The sequence below is a fragment of the Plantactinospora sp. B5E13 genome, from assembly GCF_039871775.1.
Lineage (GTDB): Bacteria > Actinomycetota > Actinomycetes > Mycobacteriales > Micromonosporaceae > Plantactinospora.
Window position 1 is genome coordinate 58,805 of record NZ_JBDPLT010000020.1, and the last position, 19,865, is coordinate 78,669.

The 19,865-nt window shown below is 70.0% G+C and carries 15 protein-coding genes and 1 pseudogene; 9 read left to right on the forward strand and 7 right to left on the reverse strand.

Features of this window, described 5'->3' with window-relative positions; translation table 11 throughout:
* Nucleotides 1–143: 143 nt before the first annotated feature.
* Nucleotides 144–782: a hemerythrin domain-containing protein gene (locus ABGB05_RS19480; RefSeq protein ID WP_347654853.1), complete on the forward strand. Its 639-nt coding sequence runs from the start codon at nucleotides 144–146 to the stop codon at nucleotides 780–782.
* Between the two features lie 54 nt (nucleotides 783–836).
* Here the strand turns inward: ABGB05_RS19480 and alaS are convergent, their stop codons facing one another.
* Complete coding sequence (gene alaS / locus ABGB05_RS19485; RefSeq protein ID WP_347654854.1) at nucleotides 837–3,512, reverse strand: alanine--tRNA ligase; 2,676 nt, start codon at nucleotides 3,510–3,512, stop codon at nucleotides 837–839.
* A gap of 417 nt (nucleotides 3,513–3,929) precedes the next feature.
* On the opposite strand from alaS, the gene ABGB05_RS19490 reads away from it, so the two are divergent.
* The 5 genes from ABGB05_RS19490 to ABGB05_RS19510 all read left to right on the forward strand — a co-directional run bounded on the left by ABGB05_RS19490 (nucleotide 3,930) and on the right by ABGB05_RS19510 (nucleotide 9,193).
* Nucleotides 3,930–4,346: a hypothetical protein gene (locus tag ABGB05_RS19490; RefSeq protein WP_347654855.1), complete on the forward strand. Its 417-nt coding sequence runs from the start codon at nucleotides 3,930–3,932 to the stop codon at nucleotides 4,344–4,346.
* A gap of 69 nt (nucleotides 4,347–4,415) precedes the next feature.
* A complete protein-coding gene (locus ABGB05_RS19495) occupies nucleotides 4,416–5,279 on the forward strand; it encodes a Clp protease N-terminal domain-containing protein (protein WP_347654856.1) in 864 nt (287 codons plus the stop codon).
* Nucleotides 5,280–5,416: 137 nt separating this feature from the next.
* Entirely contained in the window at nucleotides 5,417–6,481 is a 1,065-nt protein-coding gene (locus tag ABGB05_RS19500; RefSeq protein ID WP_347654857.1) for an asparaginase, read from the forward strand.
* A gap of 64 nt (nucleotides 6,482–6,545) precedes the next feature.
* The gene (locus tag ABGB05_RS19505; RefSeq protein WP_347654858.1) at nucleotides 6,546–7,589 is read left to right on the forward strand and encodes a LacI family DNA-binding transcriptional regulator; all 1,044 of its coding nucleotides are present in this window, start codon (nucleotides 6,546–6,548) and stop codon (nucleotides 7,587–7,589) included.
* A 263-nt stretch (nucleotides 7,590–7,852) separates the two neighbouring features.
* Entirely contained in the window at nucleotides 7,853–9,193 is a 1,341-nt protein-coding gene (locus tag ABGB05_RS19510) for a PHB depolymerase family esterase (RefSeq protein WP_347654859.1), read from the forward strand.
* A gap of 114 nt (nucleotides 9,194–9,307) precedes the next feature.
* On the opposite strand, the gene ABGB05_RS19515 is transcribed toward ABGB05_RS19510, so the two are convergent.
* Nucleotides 9,308–10,174, reverse strand: coding sequence for a GNAT family N-acetyltransferase (locus ABGB05_RS19515; RefSeq protein ID WP_347654860.1), 867 nt, complete (start codon nucleotides 10,172–10,174; stop codon nucleotides 9,308–9,310).
* Between the two features lie 145 nt (nucleotides 10,175–10,319).
* On the opposite strand from ABGB05_RS19515, the gene ABGB05_RS19520 reads away from it, so the two are divergent.
* Nucleotides 10,320–11,015 (forward strand): methyltransferase domain-containing protein, encoded by a 696-nt coding sequence (locus ABGB05_RS19520; RefSeq protein ID WP_347654861.1) that lies wholly within the window; start codon nucleotides 10,320–10,322, stop codon nucleotides 11,013–11,015.
* A gap of 10 nt (nucleotides 11,016–11,025) precedes the next feature.
* On the opposite strand, the pseudogene ABGB05_RS19525 reads toward ABGB05_RS19520, so the two are convergent.
* Nucleotides 11,026–11,987: pseudogene (locus ABGB05_RS19525) on the reverse strand (ATP-dependent DNA ligase).
* A 119-nt stretch (nucleotides 11,988–12,106) separates the two neighbouring features.
* Between ABGB05_RS19525 and ABGB05_RS19530 the strand changes: the two are divergent.
* Entirely contained in the window at nucleotides 12,107–12,448 is a 342-nt protein-coding gene (locus tag ABGB05_RS19530; protein ID WP_347654862.1) for a helix-turn-helix domain-containing protein, read from the forward strand.
* A 21-nt stretch (nucleotides 12,449–12,469) separates the two neighbouring features.
* Here ABGB05_RS19530 and ABGB05_RS19535 read toward each other — a convergent pair whose 3' ends face one another.
* Genes ABGB05_RS19535 through ABGB05_RS19545 form a run of 3 tightly spaced genes read right to left on the reverse strand, consistent with a single transcriptional unit; the run spans nucleotide 12,470 to nucleotide 16,596 of the window.
* Entirely contained in the window at nucleotides 12,470–14,584 is a 2,115-nt protein-coding gene (locus ABGB05_RS19535; protein WP_347654863.1) for a hypothetical protein, read from the reverse strand.
* Nucleotides 14,584–15,228, reverse strand: a complete 645-nt coding sequence (locus tag ABGB05_RS19540) for a TOMM precursor leader peptide-binding protein (RefSeq protein ID WP_347654864.1) — start codon at nucleotides 15,226–15,228, stop codon at nucleotides 14,584–14,586. Before ABGB05_RS19540 ends, ABGB05_RS19535 begins: the two co-directional genes overlap by 1 nt.
* Nucleotides 15,229–16,596: a YcaO-like family protein gene (locus ABGB05_RS19545; protein ID WP_347654865.1), complete on the reverse strand. Its 1,368-nt coding sequence runs from the start codon at nucleotides 16,594–16,596 to the stop codon at nucleotides 15,229–15,231.
* A 239-nt stretch (nucleotides 16,597–16,835) separates the two neighbouring features.
* Here ABGB05_RS19545 and ABGB05_RS19550 point away from each other — a divergent pair, with 239 nt between their 5' ends.
* On the forward strand, nucleotides 16,836–17,951 hold the full coding sequence (locus tag ABGB05_RS19550; protein WP_347654866.1) for a serine hydrolase domain-containing protein: 1,116 nt from the start codon (nucleotides 16,836–16,838) through the stop codon (nucleotides 17,949–17,951).
* A gap of 271 nt (nucleotides 17,952–18,222) precedes the next feature.
* Here ABGB05_RS19550 and ABGB05_RS19555 read toward each other — a convergent pair whose 3' ends face one another.
* On the reverse strand, nucleotides 18,223–19,383 hold the full coding sequence (locus ABGB05_RS19555) for a radical SAM protein (protein WP_347654867.1): 1,161 nt from the start codon (nucleotides 19,381–19,383) through the stop codon (nucleotides 18,223–18,225).
* Nucleotides 19,384–19,865: the final 482 nt, after the last annotated feature.

The window sequence follows — 19,865 nt, forward strand, 5'->3', positions numbered from 1 at the left end:
CGGGGGCGGCTCGGCGTCGCCCGGCTCCGGCCAGTCCCCGACGCCGGCGGGGGCCGGGTCACCGCCGCCGTCCGCGTGCTGCGGATCACCGCCTGATCCGGTACGGGACAATGAGCAACCGGAAAGATCACTGAAGGTAGGTCATGAGCACCGAGAACACCTGGCTGACCCGGCGGACCGGCATCACGCCGACCGCCGCGCCGACCGACAGGCTCAGCCCGAAGAGCGTGCTGGACGAGACGACCCGGCCGACCGCCCCCGAACCCCCGGACGAGGTCGAATTCACCGCCCGCGGCCGGTACGCCGGTCGGCACCTCGTCGACGTACACGACCACTACCGGGCCGAGCTACGTCAGGTGCGGGACATCCTCCGGCAGGTGAAGGAGGGGACGACCCAGCTCGGCGACGCGCGCAGCCAGATCAACCTGATGACCATCCGGGCCAACGACTGGACCCTCGGCGGGGTCTGCCAGGCCCAGTGCCGGTCGCTGACCACCCACCACACGATGGAGAGCGACGGCATCTTCCCGTACCTGCGGCAGCGTCAGCCGGACCTGGCCGCCGTACTGGACCGGCTGCACGAGGAGCACCTGGCGATCCACCACGTGCTGGAGGGGATCGACGCCGCCCTGGTGCACCTCGCCGCCAACCCGACCGACTACGGGCCGATCACCGAGGCGATCGACCTGCTCACCGACACCCTGCTGTCGCACTTCGCCTACGAGGAACGGGAACTCGTCGGCCCCCTGGCCCGGCACGGCTTCTTCGCCGGCCAGCTCTGAGCGGTCGGACGGGGCCCTTCCCACACCAGAGACGAGAGGAAAGGCCCCGTCCGTTCAGAGCAGGGTGCTGGCGGTCTGTTCGGCCTGGGAGAGCGCCTCGGCCGTCCGCTCGGAGCGCCGGCCGCCCGCGCTGGCCAGGCGACCACTCCCGCCCGTACCGCCACCGATCGTCCGGGCCGCGTCGAGGAGCACCTGCCGGGCCTGTAGCCCCCGGTCCAGCAGGGGACGGCTCAGGCCGGCGACGAGCTGGCCCTTCCCGCCGTGTCGGGTGGCCAGGACCGCGACCAGCGGCTGCGTGTCCGGGGCACGGTCCAGCAGCGACGTCACGACCGAACGCAACTCGGCCGGGGTGAGGTCGTCGCGGAGCGCGGTCACCAGCCACCCGTCGCCGACCGTGCGGCGTCGGCCGAGCAGGGTTCCGGTGAGCGTGTCCAGTTCCCGGTCCCGGTGCCGGCGCAGCGTCCGCTCGGCCTCGGTGAGCGCGTCGAGGCGCCGGGCCAGGGTCGGCACCAGCTCGTCCGGCGGCGTACCGACCAACCGGGTCACCTCGGCGAGCAGCCGCCGCTCGGTGTCCGCGTACCGCAGCGCGTCCCGGCCGGTCAGCGCCTCGATCCGGCGCAGCCCGGCACCGACCGACGACTCGGCGACGATCCGCACCGGACCGGCCTGGGTGCCGTGCCCCACGTGCGTACCGCCGCACAGCTCCCGGGACGCGTCGCCGATGTCGATGATCCGGACCTGCTCGCCGTACCGGTCGCCGAAGAACGCGAGCGCACCGGCCGCCTCCGCCTCGGCCCGGCTCGCGTGCCAGACCCGGACCTCCGGATCGTCCAGCAGGTAGTCGTTGACCAGAGCGCCGATCGTGGCCAGCTGGCTCTCGTCGACCGGCGAGAAGTGGGTGAAGTCGAACCGCAGCCGGCCGGGCGCGACCAGCGAGCCCTGCTGCCGGGCGTGCCCGCCGAGGGTACGGCGGAGCATCGCGTGCAGGACGTGGGTCGCCGAGTGGGAGCGGGCCACCGCCGCCCGGCGCTCACCGTCCAGGGTCGCCTCGACGGTCCGGCCGGGCCGCAGTTCCCCGTGCCGGACCAGCCCGTGGTGGACGTGCAGCCCGGTGACGCCGTACCGGGTGTCGGTAACCTCCACGAGCGTGCCGTCGGGCAGGCGTACCGTGCCGGTGTCGCCGACCTGGCCGCCGGACTCGGCGTAGAACGGGCTGTGCCGCAGCACCAGCTCGACCCGGTCGCCCTCACCGGCGACCTCGACCGGCCGCCCGTCGACAAGTACGGCGAGCAGGTCGGTTCCGGTGGAGATGGTGGACCCGGTGAACAGCTCCGGATAGCCGACGAAGACGGTCGGTCCGTGCCGCCCCAGCAGTTCCCGGTACGTCTCCTGTCGACGCAGGGTCTGCGCGTTCCGCTCCCGGCCGCCGCCCCGGCCACGGCGGCGCTGTTCGTCCAGCAGGGTCGCGTACCGCTGCTCGTCCACGGTCAGCCCGGCCGCCTGGGCGATCTCGACGGTCAGTTCGACCGGGAAGCCGTACGTGTCGTGGAGTTCGAACGCGGTCTCGCCGTCCAGCCGGGTCACCCCGGTCCGCCGCGCCCGCCCGATCGCCGCGTCCAGCAGCCGACCGCCCTGGCGGAGCGTACCGTCGAAGGTCTCCTCCTCGCGGGCGGTGACCGCCGCGACGAGTTCCCGCCGGGCGTCGAGTTCCGGCCACGCGCCGCCGAGGTTGTCGACCACGGAGCCGGTCACCGCGGTCAGCACCGGTTCGGTGATGCCGAGGGTACGGGCGTGCCGGATCGCCCGGCGCATCAGCCGGCGCAGTACGTAACCGCGCCCCTCGTTGCCGGGCAGCACCCCGTCGGCGATGAGGAACGCCACGGTCCGGGCGTGTTCGGTGACCACCTGGAAGGAGACGGACTCCGGACTGCCGTCGTGGCCCGGGAACGGCCGCCCGGCGAGTTCCTGCACCAGGCGGAGGGTGGGGCGGAGCAGGTCGGTCTCGCAGACCGTGCCGACGTCCTGGAGGATCGCCGCGAGGCGGTCCATCCCGAGTCCGGTGTCGATGTTGCGGGTCGGCAGGTCGCCGAGGACCGGGAAGCCGTCCTTGCCGTCGCCCTCGCCCCGCCGGTGCTGCATGAAGACCAGGTTCCAGAGTTCGAGGTAGCGCTCGTCGTTCACCGCCGGGCCGCCGTCGACGCCGAACGCGGGACCCCGGTCGTAGCAGAGTTCGGCGGACGGGCCGGACGGGCCGGGTACCCCCATCGACCAGTAGTTGTCGGCCATCCCGAGGCGCTGGATCCGGGACTCCGGTACGCCGATCCGCCGCCACAGGGTCGCCGCCTCGTGGTCGTCGTGGTGGACGGTCGCCCAGAGCCGTTCGGGGTCCAGCCCGTAGTGCCGGGTGAGCAGTTCCCACGCGTACGCCATCGCCTCGGCCTTGAAGTAGTCGCCGAAGGAGAAGTTGCCGAGCATCTCGAAGAAGGTGGCGTGCCGGGCGGTCCGGCCGACGTTGGTGATGTCGTTGGTCCGGACGCACTTCTGCACGCTGGTCAGCCGGCTGTGTGGCGGCCGTTCCTCGCCGAGGAAGTACGGCTTGAACTGGTTCATCCCGGCGATGGTGAGCAGCAGCGTCGGATCGGTGGGGATCAGCGGGGCCGACGGGACCTGCCGGTGGCCACGGTCGGTGAAGTAGTCGAGGAAGGTCTGACGGATGTCGGTGGATCGCATGGCACTGTCCTTGTCGGACGGTGGCGAACGCGCACCGGAGCCCGTCCGGTCGATGACCGGGGTACGGGTCCTCGCGGTGTCCGTCCAGGGCACGTTCGCACGGCTGACGGGGCCGGGGAAGCGGGTACGCCGAGCCGGGCCGAGGGGGTCAGGCGAGGACGCTGTCCTCGTTCCCCAGCTCGGCGTGGCTAGCTCGCCGTCCTGTCGTGCCCATCCGTGTCTCTCCGGTCGACTCGTGCCGGCGGCTCCGCTGCCCGGGCGCCCCGTAGAAGAGGGCAATGTCCCGGCGGGGCCGACGGCCTTTGCGGAGATCATATCTCGGGCCGGTGACGGACCGCGACCCTGATCCGGCGGCCGGATCGAGTCAGTCGTCAAGGGTTCCTTGACGGGGCAGCTTGTCAGGTCTAGCCTGACGGAATGGACGAACTTGTGGCGACGGCGCTGCGCCTCGACGTGACCGACGCGGCGCAGGCGTGTGTCAACACCGCCGTGAACGAGGCCAGCCGGCAGGCGGAGCTGCTGATCGGCCCCCGGCCGCTGCCCGGCACCCCCGAGTGGGTGGCGGAGCAGGGCGGCGAGGTGGGGCGGCAGCGGGAGGTCGCCGGCCAGTTGCTGCACTTCCGGATCCTCCTGGCGGCCGGGGTCGACCCGTTGGCCAGTGTGGTCGGCCTGCGCCGCTGGGGGATCACCTGGGAGTTGATCGCCCGGGCCGCCGGGGTGAGCCGTCAGGCCGCGCACGAGCGCTGGGGACGCCGGGTCCGCCAGATTCTCGACCCGTACGGGACGGGGGAGCCGGGTGGGCCGGTGCCGGACGACGAGGCGGATCTGATGTAGTGGGATGACGGTGTAACCCTACAGGGGTTATACTGGTCTCCCAGCCTGGCGCGGCGAGGAGGCACGACCATGCCGAAGATCAACGTGTATCTGCCGGACGAGTTGGCGGAGGCGGTGAAGGCCTCCGGCGTACCGGTCTCGGCGGTCTGCCAGCGCGCCCTGGAGCAGGCGGTACGCCGGGTCTCCGCGATCCGGGAGACCGTGCTGGTCGACCTCGACGACGCCGACCTGGCCGCGCGGCTGCCACGGTTCACCGAACGGGCCCGCACGACGGTCAGACTCGCGATCGAGCGGGCCCGGGCGGACGACGTCCCCGGCGTCGGCACCGGCCACCTGCTCGCCGGCCTGCTCGCCGAAGGCGGCAACCTCGCGTTGCACGTACTGCGGGTCGAGGAGATCGAGCCGGAGCGGGTGGCGCAGGCCCTCGCCGGCCGGTCGACGCCGGAACCGGGCCTCGACCCGGGGAGCTCGCCGCACTTCACCAGCCCGGCGGCCAACGCCCTGGAACTCGCGGTCACCGAGGCGACCGCGTTCGGCCACAACTACGTCGGCTGTGAGCATCTGCTGCTCGGCCTGGTCGGTGAACCGGAGGGCAACGCCGGGCAGGTGCTCCGCTCGCTCGGCGCCGAACTGCGGCTGACCCGCCGGGCCGTCGCCGCGGCCCTGGCCGGTTACGTGCACCTGCGGGCCCAGACCGGACAGTCGGCCGCTGCCGCCGGTCCGGGCGCCGGCCCGGGGTCCGCCGGCGGTGCGGCGCCGGCCACCGGTCCGGCGGCATCGGCCGGGGTCGGCCCGGTGCCGCCGACGGGGGTCGGCATCGACCCGACGCGAATCGCCAACATGCTGACTGCGGCGATCCGGCAGGAACTCCAACCCGTCGTGGCCCGCCTCGAACGCCTCGAGCAGCGGGCCGGCCTGACCACCGAGGACTGACCGTGCCCGCCCGACCCGACCGGTGGGTGTGGTGGCGGACGGTCCGGGCCGGTCCTGCGGCGCTGCTGCTGTTCCTGCTGCTCGTGCTGCCGTTGTTGACCGAACGGCCGTAGCGCCGGACCGGAGATCGGATACCGATGAGAGAGGAGCCGGACGTGGAGAGCCAGGTGCTGTTGCTGGCGACCGGGGACACCATCGCGTACTCGACGGGAGTGGGTCGGGAGGGGGTCGCGTCCGGCGCGCAGCTGCTCGCCGACGTACCACAGTGGTGGCGCGCGGCGCGGGTGGTCGTCGAGGACGTACCGGCCGAGCCGAGCTGGGACATGTCGACCGCGACCATGCTGGCCCTGGCCCGCCGGGCCCGGGCCGCGCTGGTCGACGACGGTTTCGACGGGGTGGTGGTCAGCCACGGCGCGGACACCCTGGAGGAGACCGCGTACCTCAGCGACCTGCTGGCCGGGCCGGCGGTGTCGCGCGGGACGATCGTTTTCACGAGTGCGGTACGCCAGCGTGACGCGCTCTCCGCCGACGGCCCGCGCAACCTGGCCGGGGCGATCGCCGCGGCCGTGGATCCGGCGCTGCGCGGAGCCGGTGTGCTGGCCTGCCTCGACGACGAACTGCACGCGGCGCGCTGGGTCGGCCGGGTCGACGCCACCACGGTACGGGGCTTCTCCTCGGCGCCGTACCCGCTGCTCGGACGGGTGGTCGACGCCGGCGGCGAACAGGCTGGCCTCCGGGTGGAAGCGCTCGGCGGCCCGCCGCCCCGGCCACCCGCCGGGTACGGCGAGCCGGAGACCGGGGTCGCGGTGGTCAGGACGTATCCGGGCATGGGTGCCGAGCAGCTCACCGCGGTTGTCGACGCGGGCGCGCGGGGTGTCGTACTGGAGGGGACCGGTTCGGGCAACATCCCGGTCAGCCTCTTCGCCGCGATCGGTGACCTGCTGGAGTGGGACATCCCGGTGGTGGTCGCCTCGGTGTGCCGTACCCGGGAGGTCGACCTGACGGAGCTGCCGCCACCGGCCGGGCTCGCCGGCCGGCTGGGAGCCATCGGCGCCCGGGGCCTGCCCGCCACCAAGGCCCGGTACGCCCTGATGGTCGCGCTCGGCGGGGCGACCCGGTTCGGCGGCGGTGTGGCGGCGGCCCGGGACTGGTTCGGCCGGATCGAGCCGACCGGACCTGCGGCGGGTGGGCAGCCGGGCTGAGCATCACGCGGCGGGCATCGCGCGGGGTCGATGCCCGGCCACGGCGGTCGCGTAGGCTGCTCCGGTGACGACCGGTACGGCACCGCAGGCTCCAGGGGAAGGGCGGGGTCGGGTGCTCACGGTCGCGAAGATCGCCCGGCTGGCCGGGGTCTCCGCGCCGACGGTGTCCCGGGTCCTCAACGGACAGACCGGGGTGGCGCTGGAGACCCGGGAACGGGTCGAGGCGGTGCTGCGCGAGCACGGCTACCGGCGTCCGGGCGGGGCCAGCTCCATCGCCGTACTGGAGTTGGTCTTCCACGCGCTGGACAGCCTCTGGGCGTTGGAGATCATCCGGGGCGTGGAGAAGGTCGCCCGCGAGCACGACCTGGCCGTTGTGCTGACCGAGATGCAGGGCCGGCTCACGCCGGGACGGGCCTGGACCGAGCAGGTGCTGACCCGTCGCCCGACCGGCGTGATCGCGGTCTTCTCCGAACTGACCGTCGCCCAGCAGTCGCAGTTGGCCACCCGGTCGATTCCGCTGGTTGTCCTCGACCCGACCGGTGAGCCGCTGCACCAGACGCCGTCGGTCGGGGCGACGAACTGGAACGGCGGTCTGGCCGCCACCCGGCACCTGCTCGACCTCGGCCACCGGCGGATCGCGATGCTCAGCGGGCCGACGGCGTGGCCCTGCTGCCGGGCCCGGCTCGACGGCTACCGGGCCGCGATGGACGCCGCCGACGTACCGGTCGACCCGGAGCTGGTCCGGATCAGCACCCTGTACGTCGAGGGCGGGCTGGCCGACGGCCGGGCGTTGCTGCGGCTGCCGGATCCGCCCACGGCGATCTTCGCCGCGAACGACCTGCAGGCGCTCGGGGTGTACGAGGCGGCCCGGCGGGAGGGCGTCCGGATCCCGGAGGAGTTGAGTGTGGTCGGCTTCGACGACCTCTCCTTCAGTCGGTGGTCCGGGCCGCCGATGACCACGGTTCGCCAACCGCTGGAGCGGATGGGGGCGACCGCTGCCCGCATGATCATCGAGTTGGCGGCGGGTCGGCCGCTCGAGCAGCACCGGGTGGAACTCGCCACCGAGTTGGTGGTACGGGAGAGCACCGCGTCGCCGTCCGGGTGCTGAGCAGCTGGATCGGTCGCCGGACCGGGTGCCGATCGGCCGCCTCGTCGGACGGTGTCAGCCGGACCGCGGACCAATCTCATAGTCAGATGCGTCTATCTATTGTGCGCCGAAACATTCCGATCCATACTTCGAAATGTTTCGGGTTGATGGTCGGCCGATGACCGCCTCGTTGCCCCGACGGCCGCCCGTCCCACGGCGACCCTCGGCTCGACCCGGTGGTCGACCGTTGCCGGCGGCTCAGGCATGAGGAAGGAACAGAACGGATGAGAAGGCTCCTGCAAGCGATCGGCGCCGCCGGGGTGGCGGTGGCCATGGCGGTCCTGGGCCTGGTGGTCGCCACCCCGGCATCGGCGGCGACCCTGACCGAGGTGACCAACTTCGGCACCAACCCCAGCAACCTGCGGATGCACCTCTACGTGCCGGACCGGCTCGCGGCGCGACCCGGGATCCTGGTGGCCATCCACTACTGCACCGGCACCGGCCAGGCGTTCTACTCCGGCACCCAGTACGCCTCCCTGGCGGACCGGTACGGCTACATCGTCATCTACCCCACGGCCACCCGGAGCAGCCAGTGCTTCGACGTCTACTCGCCACAGGCGCTGCGCCGCGACGGCGGTAGTGACCCGGTCGGCATCGTCTCCATGGTCCGGTACGTCCAGCAGCGCTACAGCACCGACACCTCGCGGGTCTTCGCCACCGGTACCTCCTCCGGCGCGATGATGACAAACGTCCTGCTCGGCAACTACCCGGACGTCTTCGCCGCCGGAGCCGCCTTCGCCGGCGTGCCGCACAGCTGCTTCGCCACCAACGGATCGGGGGAGTGGAACAGCCAGTGCGCCAACGGTCAGATCATCCGCAGCGCCCAGGAGTGGGGTAACGCGGTCCGCTCCGCGTACCCCGGCTACACCGGTCGCTACCCCCGGATGCAGCTCTGGCACGGCACCAACGACGAGACGCTGCGCTACCCGAACTTCGGCGAGGCGATCAAGCAGTGGACCAACGTCCACGGCCTGAGCCAGACGCCGACCTACACCGACACGCCGCAGTCCGGCTACACCCGCACCCGGTACGGCGGCAGCGGGCCCCAGGCGCCGGTCGAGGCGATCAGCATGCAGGGTGTGTCGCACAACCTGCCGGTCAATGCGGCCGAGGCGATCCGGTTCTTCGGCCTGGACCAGACGAACCCGCCGACGAACCCGCCGACCACCCCACCCACCAACCCGCCGACCACTCCGCCCACGAACCCCCCGACCACTCCGCCGACCACTCCGCCCACGAACCCGCCGTCGGGTTGTGCGGTCAGCTACGTCGTCAACGCCTGGAACACCGGCCTGACCGCCTCGGTGACCATCGCGAACCGGGGAACCAGCGCGATCAACGGCTGGAGCCTCGCCTTCACCCTGCCGTCGGGCCAGACCATCACCTCGGGCTGGAACGCCTCGTACAGCCCGACGAGCGGAGCGGTGACCGCACGCAACGCCAGCTACAACGGCACCATCGCGCCGAACTCCTCGGTGAACATCGGCTTCCAGGCCACCCACACCGGCAACACCGGCCGACCCGGCTCCTTCACGCTCAACGGAGCCACCTGCACGGTGAGCTGATCCCGGTTCCCGGCGGCGCCGTCCCCGCGCCGCCGGGCCGACCGGCCACGGACACCGCGCGGGGCGGTGGAGGTGGTGCCGCCGGCACCACGGCGCGTCCGGCCAGGACACCGGTCACCGGCGGCGGTATCGGACCGTCCGGGCGTACGGGGTGAAACCGAGGGCGGCGTAGACCTGCCTCGGTACCGGGTAGTCGTCGTCACCACGGGAACTGACCAGGGCGGTACGGGCACCCGCCTCGCGGAACGCTCGCAGCACGGCCTCGATCGTGGCCCGGGCCAGCCCCTGACCCCGGAACTCGGCGAGCGTGCCGACCGGCTCCAACACGCCGACCCGGTTGACCTCGTCATACCAGCCCAGGCAGTAGGCGAGAAAACGACCGTCGGGGGCCTCGACCACCATGTCGAACTCACCGCGGTACGGCCAACCGGCGCTGACGTTCCGGAAACGCTCCTCGGTCACCTGGGAGGGGTGCCAGACCTCGCGGTGCACGGCGGTGCGGCGGACCAGGTCGGCTTCGCCGCGTACCGGTCGTACCGTCAGCCCGGCCGGCAGCCGCGGCACCGGAGGCAGTTCGTCGAGGTCCCGGCGGTGGGCCAGCAGGAAGGTCCCGCCGTGGTCGGCGGTGTGACCACGCCGGAGCAACGCCGCGACCAGATGCCGCTCGGTGTCGAGCACGGTGACCGTCAGCGGCCCGGTCGTGACGGTGCCGGCCCAGTCCAGCACCTCGTCGACCAGGTCAGGACGCGCCGGATCGACAAGCAGTGACAGTTCGTCCTCCGGCCGGACGACCCAGCCCCAGGCCAGCACCGAGCCGTCCGCCTCCCAGAGCGCCATCGGCCACTCCGGTCGGCCGTCCGGCACCTGGCCCAGGTTCCACGCCAGCTCCCCGGCGTGCCATCGGCCGCCCGGTGACCAGATCCGTTGGGCGAAGCCGTACAGCGCCGGCAGATCCGCCGCCCCGGCAACGTCGCGTCGCATCCGGACAACCTTCGTCGGGGTCGGGCCGGTTCCGCAACCCGGTTCTCCGGTACGCCCTGCCGGGCCGCCGGCGGCCCGGCACCGTCGACCCGTCGACGCCGGACCGGGCGGCTGTCCGCAAGACGCGACCTGACAGGCTGGGCCGGTGCGACGCCTGCTGGACACCGCGACCCTGGAATCGTCGGCGGTGGTGGCGAACTCGGCGATGAACCGGGAGCGGCAACTCGACGGGGTCAACAGCTACGCCCGCGAACTCGGCTTCAACCCGCTCGACTGGCTTCTCGACCGTGCCGGCGACAAGCCTGACGGCGTCGGTTGGCTCGACCTGTGCTGCGGCAGCGGGCGGGCACTGATCCGGGCCGCGGCCCGGCTGCACCGGCTCGGCCGGACGGGTGCGGTGACGCTGGCCGGGGTGGATCTCGTCGACCACTTCGACCCGCCCGGCACTGCCGGGCTGCCACCCCGACTGGTCTGCGCATCCGTCGCCGACTGGACGCCGAACCGACGATTCGACCTGATCACCTGCGTACACGGGCTGCACTACGTCGGAGACAAGCTGGGCGTACTGGCCCGGGCCGCCGGTTGGCTCACCGAACACGGTCGGCTCGTGGCCGACCTGGATCTCGACGCGGTACGGCTGGCCGACGGCCGGCCCGCCGGCGCCCGGCTGACCCGGCTGCTCCGGGCCGCCGGCTTCACCGTCGACCGGCGTCGTCGCCGGGTCAGCCGTACCGGACCGGCGACGATCTCCCTCCCGTACCGGTATCTCGGTGCCGACGACCGGGCCGGACCGAACTACACCGGCCAACCGGCGGTCAACTCGTACTACATCGAGAGCTGACGTCGACCGGTCAACCTGCCGCGTCGCGGCGGGCCCGGGCCCGCCGCCGACCCTCGTGCATCGCCTGGACCCGGGGGATCGGAATAGTGTGCCCCTCCGCGACCAGGTCGGCATCGAGCCGCTGCGGCCCGGGCATCCGCTCCACCCACGGGTCGGCACCGTCGAGCAGCGCCGGCACGGTACGCAGGGTGAAGTCGGCCGGTGTGACGGAATCCAGGTCCGCCCAGTCCACCGGAAACGACACCGGCACCCCGGGCCGGATCCGTGGACTGTAGGCCGCCACCACGGTCGCCCCGCCGACCCGGGTCGGATCGAGGAAGACCCGCCCGCCCCGGTCGTCGCGGATGAAGGCGGTGGTCGCCAGCGCCGGGTCGAGCCGTTCCGCCCGGGCCGCGAGCGCCCGGGTCGCCGCCGCCACGTCGTCCATCGCCGTCGCCGGATCCACCGGTACGAAGATGTGCAGTCCCTTCGCCCCGCTGGTCTTCACCACCCCGGTCAGGCCGACCTCGGCCAGCGCCCGGCGGACGAGTTCGGCGGCCCGGACGACCAGCGGGAACCGGCCGCCCTCCGGCGGGTCGAGATCGAGCACCAGGTGCGTCGGCCGGCTCGGGGCGTCGGCCTGGACCAGGGCCGGGTGGTACTCCACCGCGCGCTGGTTGGCGAACCACCGCAACGTACGCCGGTCGTTGCAGAGCGCGTACGACACCTCGCGCCGGGACGTCTCCGCCCAGAGCGACACCGTCGACACCCACTCCGGGGTGTACCTCGGCACATTCTTCTGCATGAACGGTGCCTGACCCCGGAGCACCCGGACCACCGACAGCGGCCGGTCCCGCAGCTGCCCGCCAGCTGCCCGTGGACGGCGTCCAGATAGTCGACCAGCTCACGTTTGCTCGCCTCGGCACCGTCGAAGAGCGGCTGGTCGAGATTGGTCAGCGCAACCCCGTCGCGTACCTCGTCCGCAGCCGCCATCAGGTCACCTTGCCGGGGTAGGGCCGCCCGGTCAACCCGACCCGGCGTAGCGGCGGTGGAAAGGACGGTACGACGCAGGTTCAGCCGGGGACGAGGGTCACCTGGGCGCCGGACTCGTCGTGCCGGAAGCTGATCCGGCCGGTCAGGCCGGCGAGTTCGCCCGTACCAGTGCCTCCGCGTACCTGACCGTCGAGAACGGTCGGGCCTGGCTCTACGGGCCACCCCGACGCAGGTTCGAGCGGGTGCTCGCCGACGCCGGACGGGTCGTCGGCCTCGGGCCCGGCTGGGTGGTCCGGCGCTGCCGGCTGCCGGAGGCGGCGTTGTACGCCACCGAGGGTGGGCCGGTCGACTGGGTCGGACTCGCCGCCGACCTCGGCTACTACGACCAGGCACATCTGGTGCGGGACCTCACCGCCGCCGTGGGCGTACCGCCGGCCCGCTACACCGTCTGCTCCGTCTGAGGCTGCCCGTCGGGGACGGTTTCACAGATCCACCAACACCCTGGAGGATCCGGGCAGAGTGCCGTCCGGTCGCCCCGTTACCAGCGCGGACAGTATGCGGTGCCGGGAGCTTTTGCCTGCGGTTGACTGTTCCAAGAGGCGGGCCGGTACTTTCAACAGCAGTCGGGACGCGATCCCCATCTCGTCGGCCGCTGACGACAGAAGGTGGGCGAGGGCTGCGGCACGTTGTATCAAAGACGCATAGGCGGTAGCTCCGTGTCGACAGACCTCCGTCTGCAGGTCGGCTCCGATCAGAACGAATGTGAGGTCTCCCGGGACGATTCCCGACAGGGCGCCCCGGAGCGCGGCACGGGGTACGGGATCCTGTTGGACGCGGGTCCGTCCGGCGTACGCCCCATCCTTGACCCGAACCTCGCTCAACTCCTCATCGCCATCCCAGCAGTACAAGACCAAACCATCGACGACCGACGGTGCGACCTGCCGAACGGTGGCCATCGCCGTGCCGAACCAGGACTCGAACGTTGACGGAGCGTTCGAGGGCAGGCCGGTGACAGGCGGTCTCCTCGTCTGAGCCGAACCAGCCTCGTCGCCGACCACGGCATCGAGATCGAGGATCGCGAGCACGTCTTCGCCGGCAGCCAGATCGAGGACGGAGCGTGCGGACGCTGTCGACCAGTCGGACGGGACAGCTGGTCGCAGCCCCAACTGCGATCCGCTGTGTAGCAGTTGGGCCAACAGGAATCCCGCATCGTGAAGCACGACACGTCGGCCGAACCGTCCGAAGGTCACTTCGGCCGCCGTGAAGTTTCCGGTAACGCAGAGGCTGAAGCCGGTCGTCGGTTGACTTCTGTCGCCGACCGGCCACCGGAGAGGGAAGAGGTCGCCCTCATAGGGATCATAATGAGCTCCGCCGCCGAGGAGGGCACACTGCTCCAGGGGAAGCGCGTAGACCGAGGCCGTTCCTATTCCTTCCACGGTCGGCAATCTCCGGTACCGGAGTTCGCTGACCTTGCCATGACTCGTCGTGACGTCAGCCTCCAGCGCCATGCCCAGTAGCGACAGCAGCTGTCCGGGGATCTCCGCCCCGTGCGCTTCCGCGAGGTGCCGCAACGGTGGCATGTTGAAGTGCCTCCGTCGGAAAATGGACTGATTCCTGACGGACAGCCACTGCTCCACCCGACCAACGCGCCCCATCGGAATCTCGACGCTTTTCTCGTAGGTCCAGGCACGTTGCGCGGTGGCGTGCGGCGTCTCGCCATCCCTCGTGGGTACCCCGCACCCGGGACAGGTCATGTCGCCTCTCGGGAGCGCCAGATCAGATTGCCCCGTTCGCAGGTCATAACGAACCGAAGTCGTCAGGATCTCACATGGGTGAAGACCGCCCAGATAGGAGAGAACAGCGGCAGACACGATACCGCTTCCCACGGACCTGGCCGCTCGTGGCGCGTCGACCCAGTCACGCCCGTTGGAGTGGGGACCGCAGCAGCCACGACAACGCCCGACGCCGCCTTCCAGCACCGGCCCTACGACAATCTCCTCGCCGTTCCAGATGGCTGGCAGCACCGCGACCTCACCACCGGCAGCACCCGCCGTGGTTCCGCCGGTCGGCCAGGTCAGGTCCACGATCAAATCCAATGGGCGGGGAGGTGCGGCCTCGCCGTCCACCGGTGGCGTGGACACTCCCCGAAGGCGCGACCTGCCGACGCCGGAGCCCTCCAACGCGCGGACGATCTGCCCACCCATCCACGGGTCGCCGACGATCACCACGTCGGCTTCCGCAAGCCTGTGCCGAACGCCTTCCACGAGATCCGCCGCGTAACGGCCCCGCAGACTCACCAGATAGTCGTTCGTCCGGTCCGGTCGCCTCTCCAGCGCGGCCCTGTCTCCGGATTCGAGGAGCCCGGAACCCGTCAGCAACTCGACAACGTCCAGCAGCTCGGAGTCATCAGCCGAGTCGGGCCTCGAATCCATGACGACCTCGCCGGCCACCTCGCCCGACGACGCGTGTTTGAGAATGCTGATCGCCCTCCTGTCGCGTATCCGGACCCTCAGGCCGGGCTTCTCGGCAACGAGATGGTCATCCACCTCTCTCAGGAACACACCTGGGCTCAGCGCCAGGCGGCGCAGGATGGTCATCATTTCTCCCACAGGTCTCGGTACAGCCGAAGCAGCTGCGCATTGCCACGCCCAGCGCTGGCCGGGCGCGTACACCGTGGGCAGTCATGGACAGCCGTCAGGGCCTCAGCCCGCACCTTGAGCCCGTTCACGTGGAGCAGGTACACCGACCGGGGGCGACCACGCCCGGTGGGCTCCAGTAATCCGGAGAGCAAGCCGGCCACCGTGTAGGCCAGGTGTCGAGGTATACCTTCGACATGGTCTCCGCGCACGGGCACGTCGACACCGCGCAGAGGTACCTCGGTTCGCCCGTGCTGCTTCAGGCGGACCTGTAGACACAGGTAGCAGGGGCCGTCGTCCGGAACGACGTGGGGTCCGACGAACACGTACGGATAGGCGTAGCCCACGAAGCACCACGGGACGCTGAGGCGATGACTGGCGGCGTCGAACGCGTGCACCTGTCGCCAGTCGAAGCGGGAAGTGACGAGGACCGTTGTCCTCCCTGCCGCCATCACCGCGCCCGGGTTGTCCGCGCATTCTGACAGCGCCACGAGGCGGGTTTCGTACGCGGTGTCGAGTGTCTCCGCCACAGCGGCGGCGACCAGAGCGCCGAAGCTCCCGTCGAAGACGAGCTGGACGGGCGCTTCCGATGGCGTGGGATTCATTCAGGACACCGGAAGCGGATAGGGATTCAGCTCCGACTCGGGCCGCACGACGTGGTTGAGGAAACGTGGGAGTTCGTAGAGCCTTGTAGAGCCCCGGTACTGGGCACGTGGCCATACGGACAGCGGTTGCGCCTGCGGGACGATCACCTTGACGCAGGCGAGGCCGGCGTCGGCGACCTCTCGAGTGGTCATATCGACGGCGTAGACCGAACAACCTCTGGCAGACAGCCGCTCCAGCACGTGTTTCAGCGCCCTCCGTGGGTCCAGGTCGCTGTCGCCGCGTGGCTCCGCTCTTCTTCTGTCGCGGTAACCGCTGACGAGAAAGTCGAAGGCGGGTCGCCTGGCGCGCATTCCGGTGTAGGCCGCGCCGGAGTTGATGTCGGCAAACCTCTCGTGGGCGTCACCGGGCTCGCTCGCTTCAATGGCCGGAGTAAACCGCGAGCACTCCAGTATGGACTTGAGTGCCGCATTCTTCTGGTTCAGATCGCAGGCGGTGGCCGTGGTCTGAGCAGTATGCCTACCGTGAGGTGAGAACTGCGTACACCACACCACGGGAATTCCGACATCCGTCGTGGCGTCGAAGAGGAAGGTCTGAACCCCGCGCTCGTCGAACCAGCCGACGATTTCCCTCGCCTCGTCGCCGAGGAATCCGTCGTCGAGGACCGGAATCGGCATCTGCTGAAGCCACACAATGGAGCACGCGTCGCGCTCGATTACTTCACATAGTGCGGCGAGCAGCGCCTTCTCCAACGTTTCGTGTATGGCGGTGCCCGTTGAGAAGGGTAACCAGAACCGCTCTGTCCGCAGCCTGTCGGTGAGGGCGTACGCCATCACCGCGGGCACCATGACCTCGCCGCCACCGCACAGATCGACGCCCCGGGTCCATCGAATCACCTCGTCTTTGCTCGGCCTGTCCAGGAAGCCGCCCGACTCCGCTATCTCCTGCTCCGAGAACGTCGCCAACTCGTCCAGGTCCAGTGCGTCAGAACCCAGGTCTGTGGCTCGTGCGCGAGTGAATCCGTCGGTATCGTAGATCAGGGCCGCATACCGCTCCAAGCCTTCACAGATTGCGACCCGGGCCGCATGAGCCGCGTCGTCCCAGGCGTGGCCGCTTCCGACGGCGACAACCTTTCCCGACCCCGACCGGCGTACCTGGTTGACGTCGCCGGTGAGGCTGTTGTACGCCCTGATCCTGGGCGGCCGCCAACCCCCCCAGTACTCCGGTCCGTGCACGCCGAGAACACCGGCCCAACCCACGAAGTCGTCGAGTCGCAGCCCCGCCGGTGTTTCCTCGCCACCATCCCATCGAACGTTCTCGACCCGTGACTCGTCGGGTCGATGACCGGAACTGCCACCCGCCCGATCCACCCGCAACTGCTCCCTCCGCGACCCGTACGTCGGCTGGACAGCCGCGCGATTCACCGTCTCTGATGTGTGAGGAGTACATCAGTTGGTCGGTGAGCGTCGCAAGGTCTCACCGGACGCGCTCTGCCCCGACTCCCGGTCGTCGATGCCCACTGCTGGCGGAGACGGGAGTCATCGCCTAGTCTCTGAGCATGGACGTTCGGTTATAGGGCACCTTCCCGTGGATAGAGGTCTTCGACGTCATGGCGAGTGTGGACCACGATAGGAGTGACATTTCCCTCGACCCCATTCCGGCGACGCGGGGGCTGCTGAACTCCTGGACAGATTCGGGCGAAGTCCTGGGTGCGTACGTCTTCGTCTCCCATCACGGACGGTTGGTCGCCGATGTCGCGATTGGCAGATGCTCGCCTGAGCGATCCTCCAGGACTTCCGACGTCGGTCGCCTGTACTGTGGAGTCAAACCGTTCGTTGCCGTATGCCTGGCGAAGGCGGTGCAGGACGGCATGATGGAATTCGGTGCACCCGTACGTGAGTTCGTCGACGTACCGGATACCGGGCAGTGGAAGTCTGTCGACATCCTGAGCTTGCTCGCGCACTCCAGTGGGCTCAGGCCGTCCCATGACAATCCATACCTGCGGTCGTTCGACTCCTACGTCGCGACGATCGGGCGCGACGACGAACGGCCCGCCCGGTGGGTCGGACAGCCTGTATACAACACGACTGATGCCTGGCACCTCCTTGCCGCAAGTGTCGAGCGGGTGTTCCGGAGACCGATCGACGCGGTGGTTGAGGAGGTTGTCGCGCAGCCCGTCGGCGCGGACAGCCTGTGTCTGCTGCATCCCGTTGTGGAGGACTACGCACCCCTCCACGCACGTGGGCCCTCCGCGACATTCCGGGAAGTCTCCGACGCACCCCGCAGGGAGCTTTTCTCCCGGGTCAATCCCGCCCACGGGGGGTTCTCGCGCAATGGTGACGTGGGCCGCTTCTACAGTGAGCTTCTCGACTGTCATGCCGGCCGTGGGGTTCTGCTGGAGGCTCGGGTGGTCAGGGAGATGACGCGGCCACACGCCATCCTGAACGAGGGCTCGCGACAGCAACATGTGTGGGGCCTCGGCTTTGAGATGGCCGTTGCCCCGCGGTACTTCGGTGTCGGCTGGGGCAGGCGGAGCTTTGGACACAGTGGCGCGGTCGGGTACGTCACCCAAGGCCCGCCCCGGGTATTCCTGGTTTCGCTCGCCGACCCGGAGAGCGGTCTGGTTCTCTCCCTCCGGCTCGCCAGCATCGACGCTCGAAGCGGGTTCCGCTTGGCCAGCATCGGCCGGTCGTTGACCACGGATCTCGCCGACTATCTGGCGTGACGTGCGCTTGACGTCACACCGGCAGGCCAGGTACGGCGGTCCGGGTTCGAGCTCGGGAAGACGGCCAGGGGGCCATGAGGTGGAGCAGGCGGCCACGGTCGTCGAGCGGGTGGTTGATCGTCGTGCCCCGCCCAGGTCCGTTGGCCCCGCCGGAGGTGAGCTGCGGCTCACAGCACGTCGGCCGCCCCGACGCCACCGCCGACGGCTGTCGGGCGGGCAGAGCGTTGCCCGGTCTGCGGCCGCTGTGGCGTACGAGCCCCGGGCCCCTGTCTCACCGAGCGGGCCCGTCAGGGTCTCGTGGTCGCGGTGTGAACCCCGCGCAGTGCACCGGCCTCAGTTCCATGAGGTGGTCCGCGTACGGCGGGTAGGTTTGCTGGTCGAAGTCGACGTATCGATTGCCGTAGCACCAGCGACACTCGTCGAACATCGCGGATATCGCCTTGGCGCCGTGCGCGTGCTCCGACCGCAACCGCTGGTAGGCCTGTCCGTTCCAGATTTCCGCGAACGAGGTCGTCGTCAGGTCGCCGAGCAGATACCGCGCCTTCGCCTCGCCGACGAGATGGTCGCAGAAACCGACCTGGCCGCGGAAGTTGACGTAGCAGTACATCCACGGGTGGGTGCACGTCTTGTCTGTGTGGGAGAGGTCGCTCCATTCGGGGTCCAGGGCGGCATTGAGTTGGGCGTCGACACCTAGTTCCTGTGCGCGTTGCGCCGCCCGATCGAGTTCCTCTGCCAGCCTGCTCCGGTGGAGGCGCAAGTTGTCCGGATGACCCTCGGGTAGGACGACCGGGTTTATCGCGACGCGCAGTCCGAGCTCGCCGGCAAGTGAAATGATCTCGCTCAGTTCCTCCAGCGCGTTCCGCTGTACGACCACATTGAGGTGGATGTTGTCGGTACCCATGCCGGAGGCGCGGCCCTCGTCTACGAGTATCCGCAGGTTGTCGAGGACGACGTCGAGTCTCGCGCCACCGCGGAGGAGGGCGAAGGTCTCCGGGCGGGCCGCGTCGAAGGAGACCACGATCGAGGCTCCCGACCGTACGAGCTTGCGCCACAGCGCTTCGTTCGGCACAGTCAGGTTGGTCACCAGCCGGATCCGGCACCCGTATTCGAGCGTCTCGTCGACGTAGCGGGGGAAGTCGCGAAGGATCGTGCTCTCCCCCCATCCTCGAAGGTCGACGATTTCGGCGGTGGGGAAGAGTTGCTCCGCGACGTTGCTGAACAGTTCGGGCGACATCACCCGCGACCGGTCGAACTTGCCGGCCGACCGACACATCGGGCAGGAGAGGTTGCAATTGTCGGTCAGCTCGACAAAAATAACTCGGGGCATGCTCTCCAGTGCTGCGGCCCGAGCCTCGAACTCCTCAATATTTCGTTGGCGGTTGACTGCCCGTAGCCTAGACGCTGCAGCGTTACGCGTGCTTGTGTCGGTCATCGGGCAACACCTCCGAATTGGTGATGTAGCTTATTTTCCCGCGCCAATGTCTCACACGCGCTGGTCGCTCACAACCGCAGCTCTGGTTCGTGCTGGAGCGTTTGCGCCATGTGTTTATAGCGACTTTTCGTCGTGACATGCGCGAATCTGCCTTGTCAACCATCTAGTCCTTGTCCATCTATGCGGCGTCGCTCTCCGGCGTGTTGTCGGACTACGGAGCCGACCCCCGGTTGCGGGTCACAGCGCAGCATGACCAGCGGTTTCCGGTGGTGAGTCTGGCAACCGGCGTGGCGTCGCTGTCGTGGATGCCGGCGCGCGTGAGGTCGGCACACTCCTGATTGCGTGACAGCTGTGGGCGTTGGTGATCGCGCCGGGACCGGGACGCCTACGGTGCGGTGCGACACGGCCGGTGGATGGGAACGGGGAACAGGCGCGCCGTGGCGGCGGGGCAGGTGTCGGGGCTGGCCCCTGGCGACTCCGGT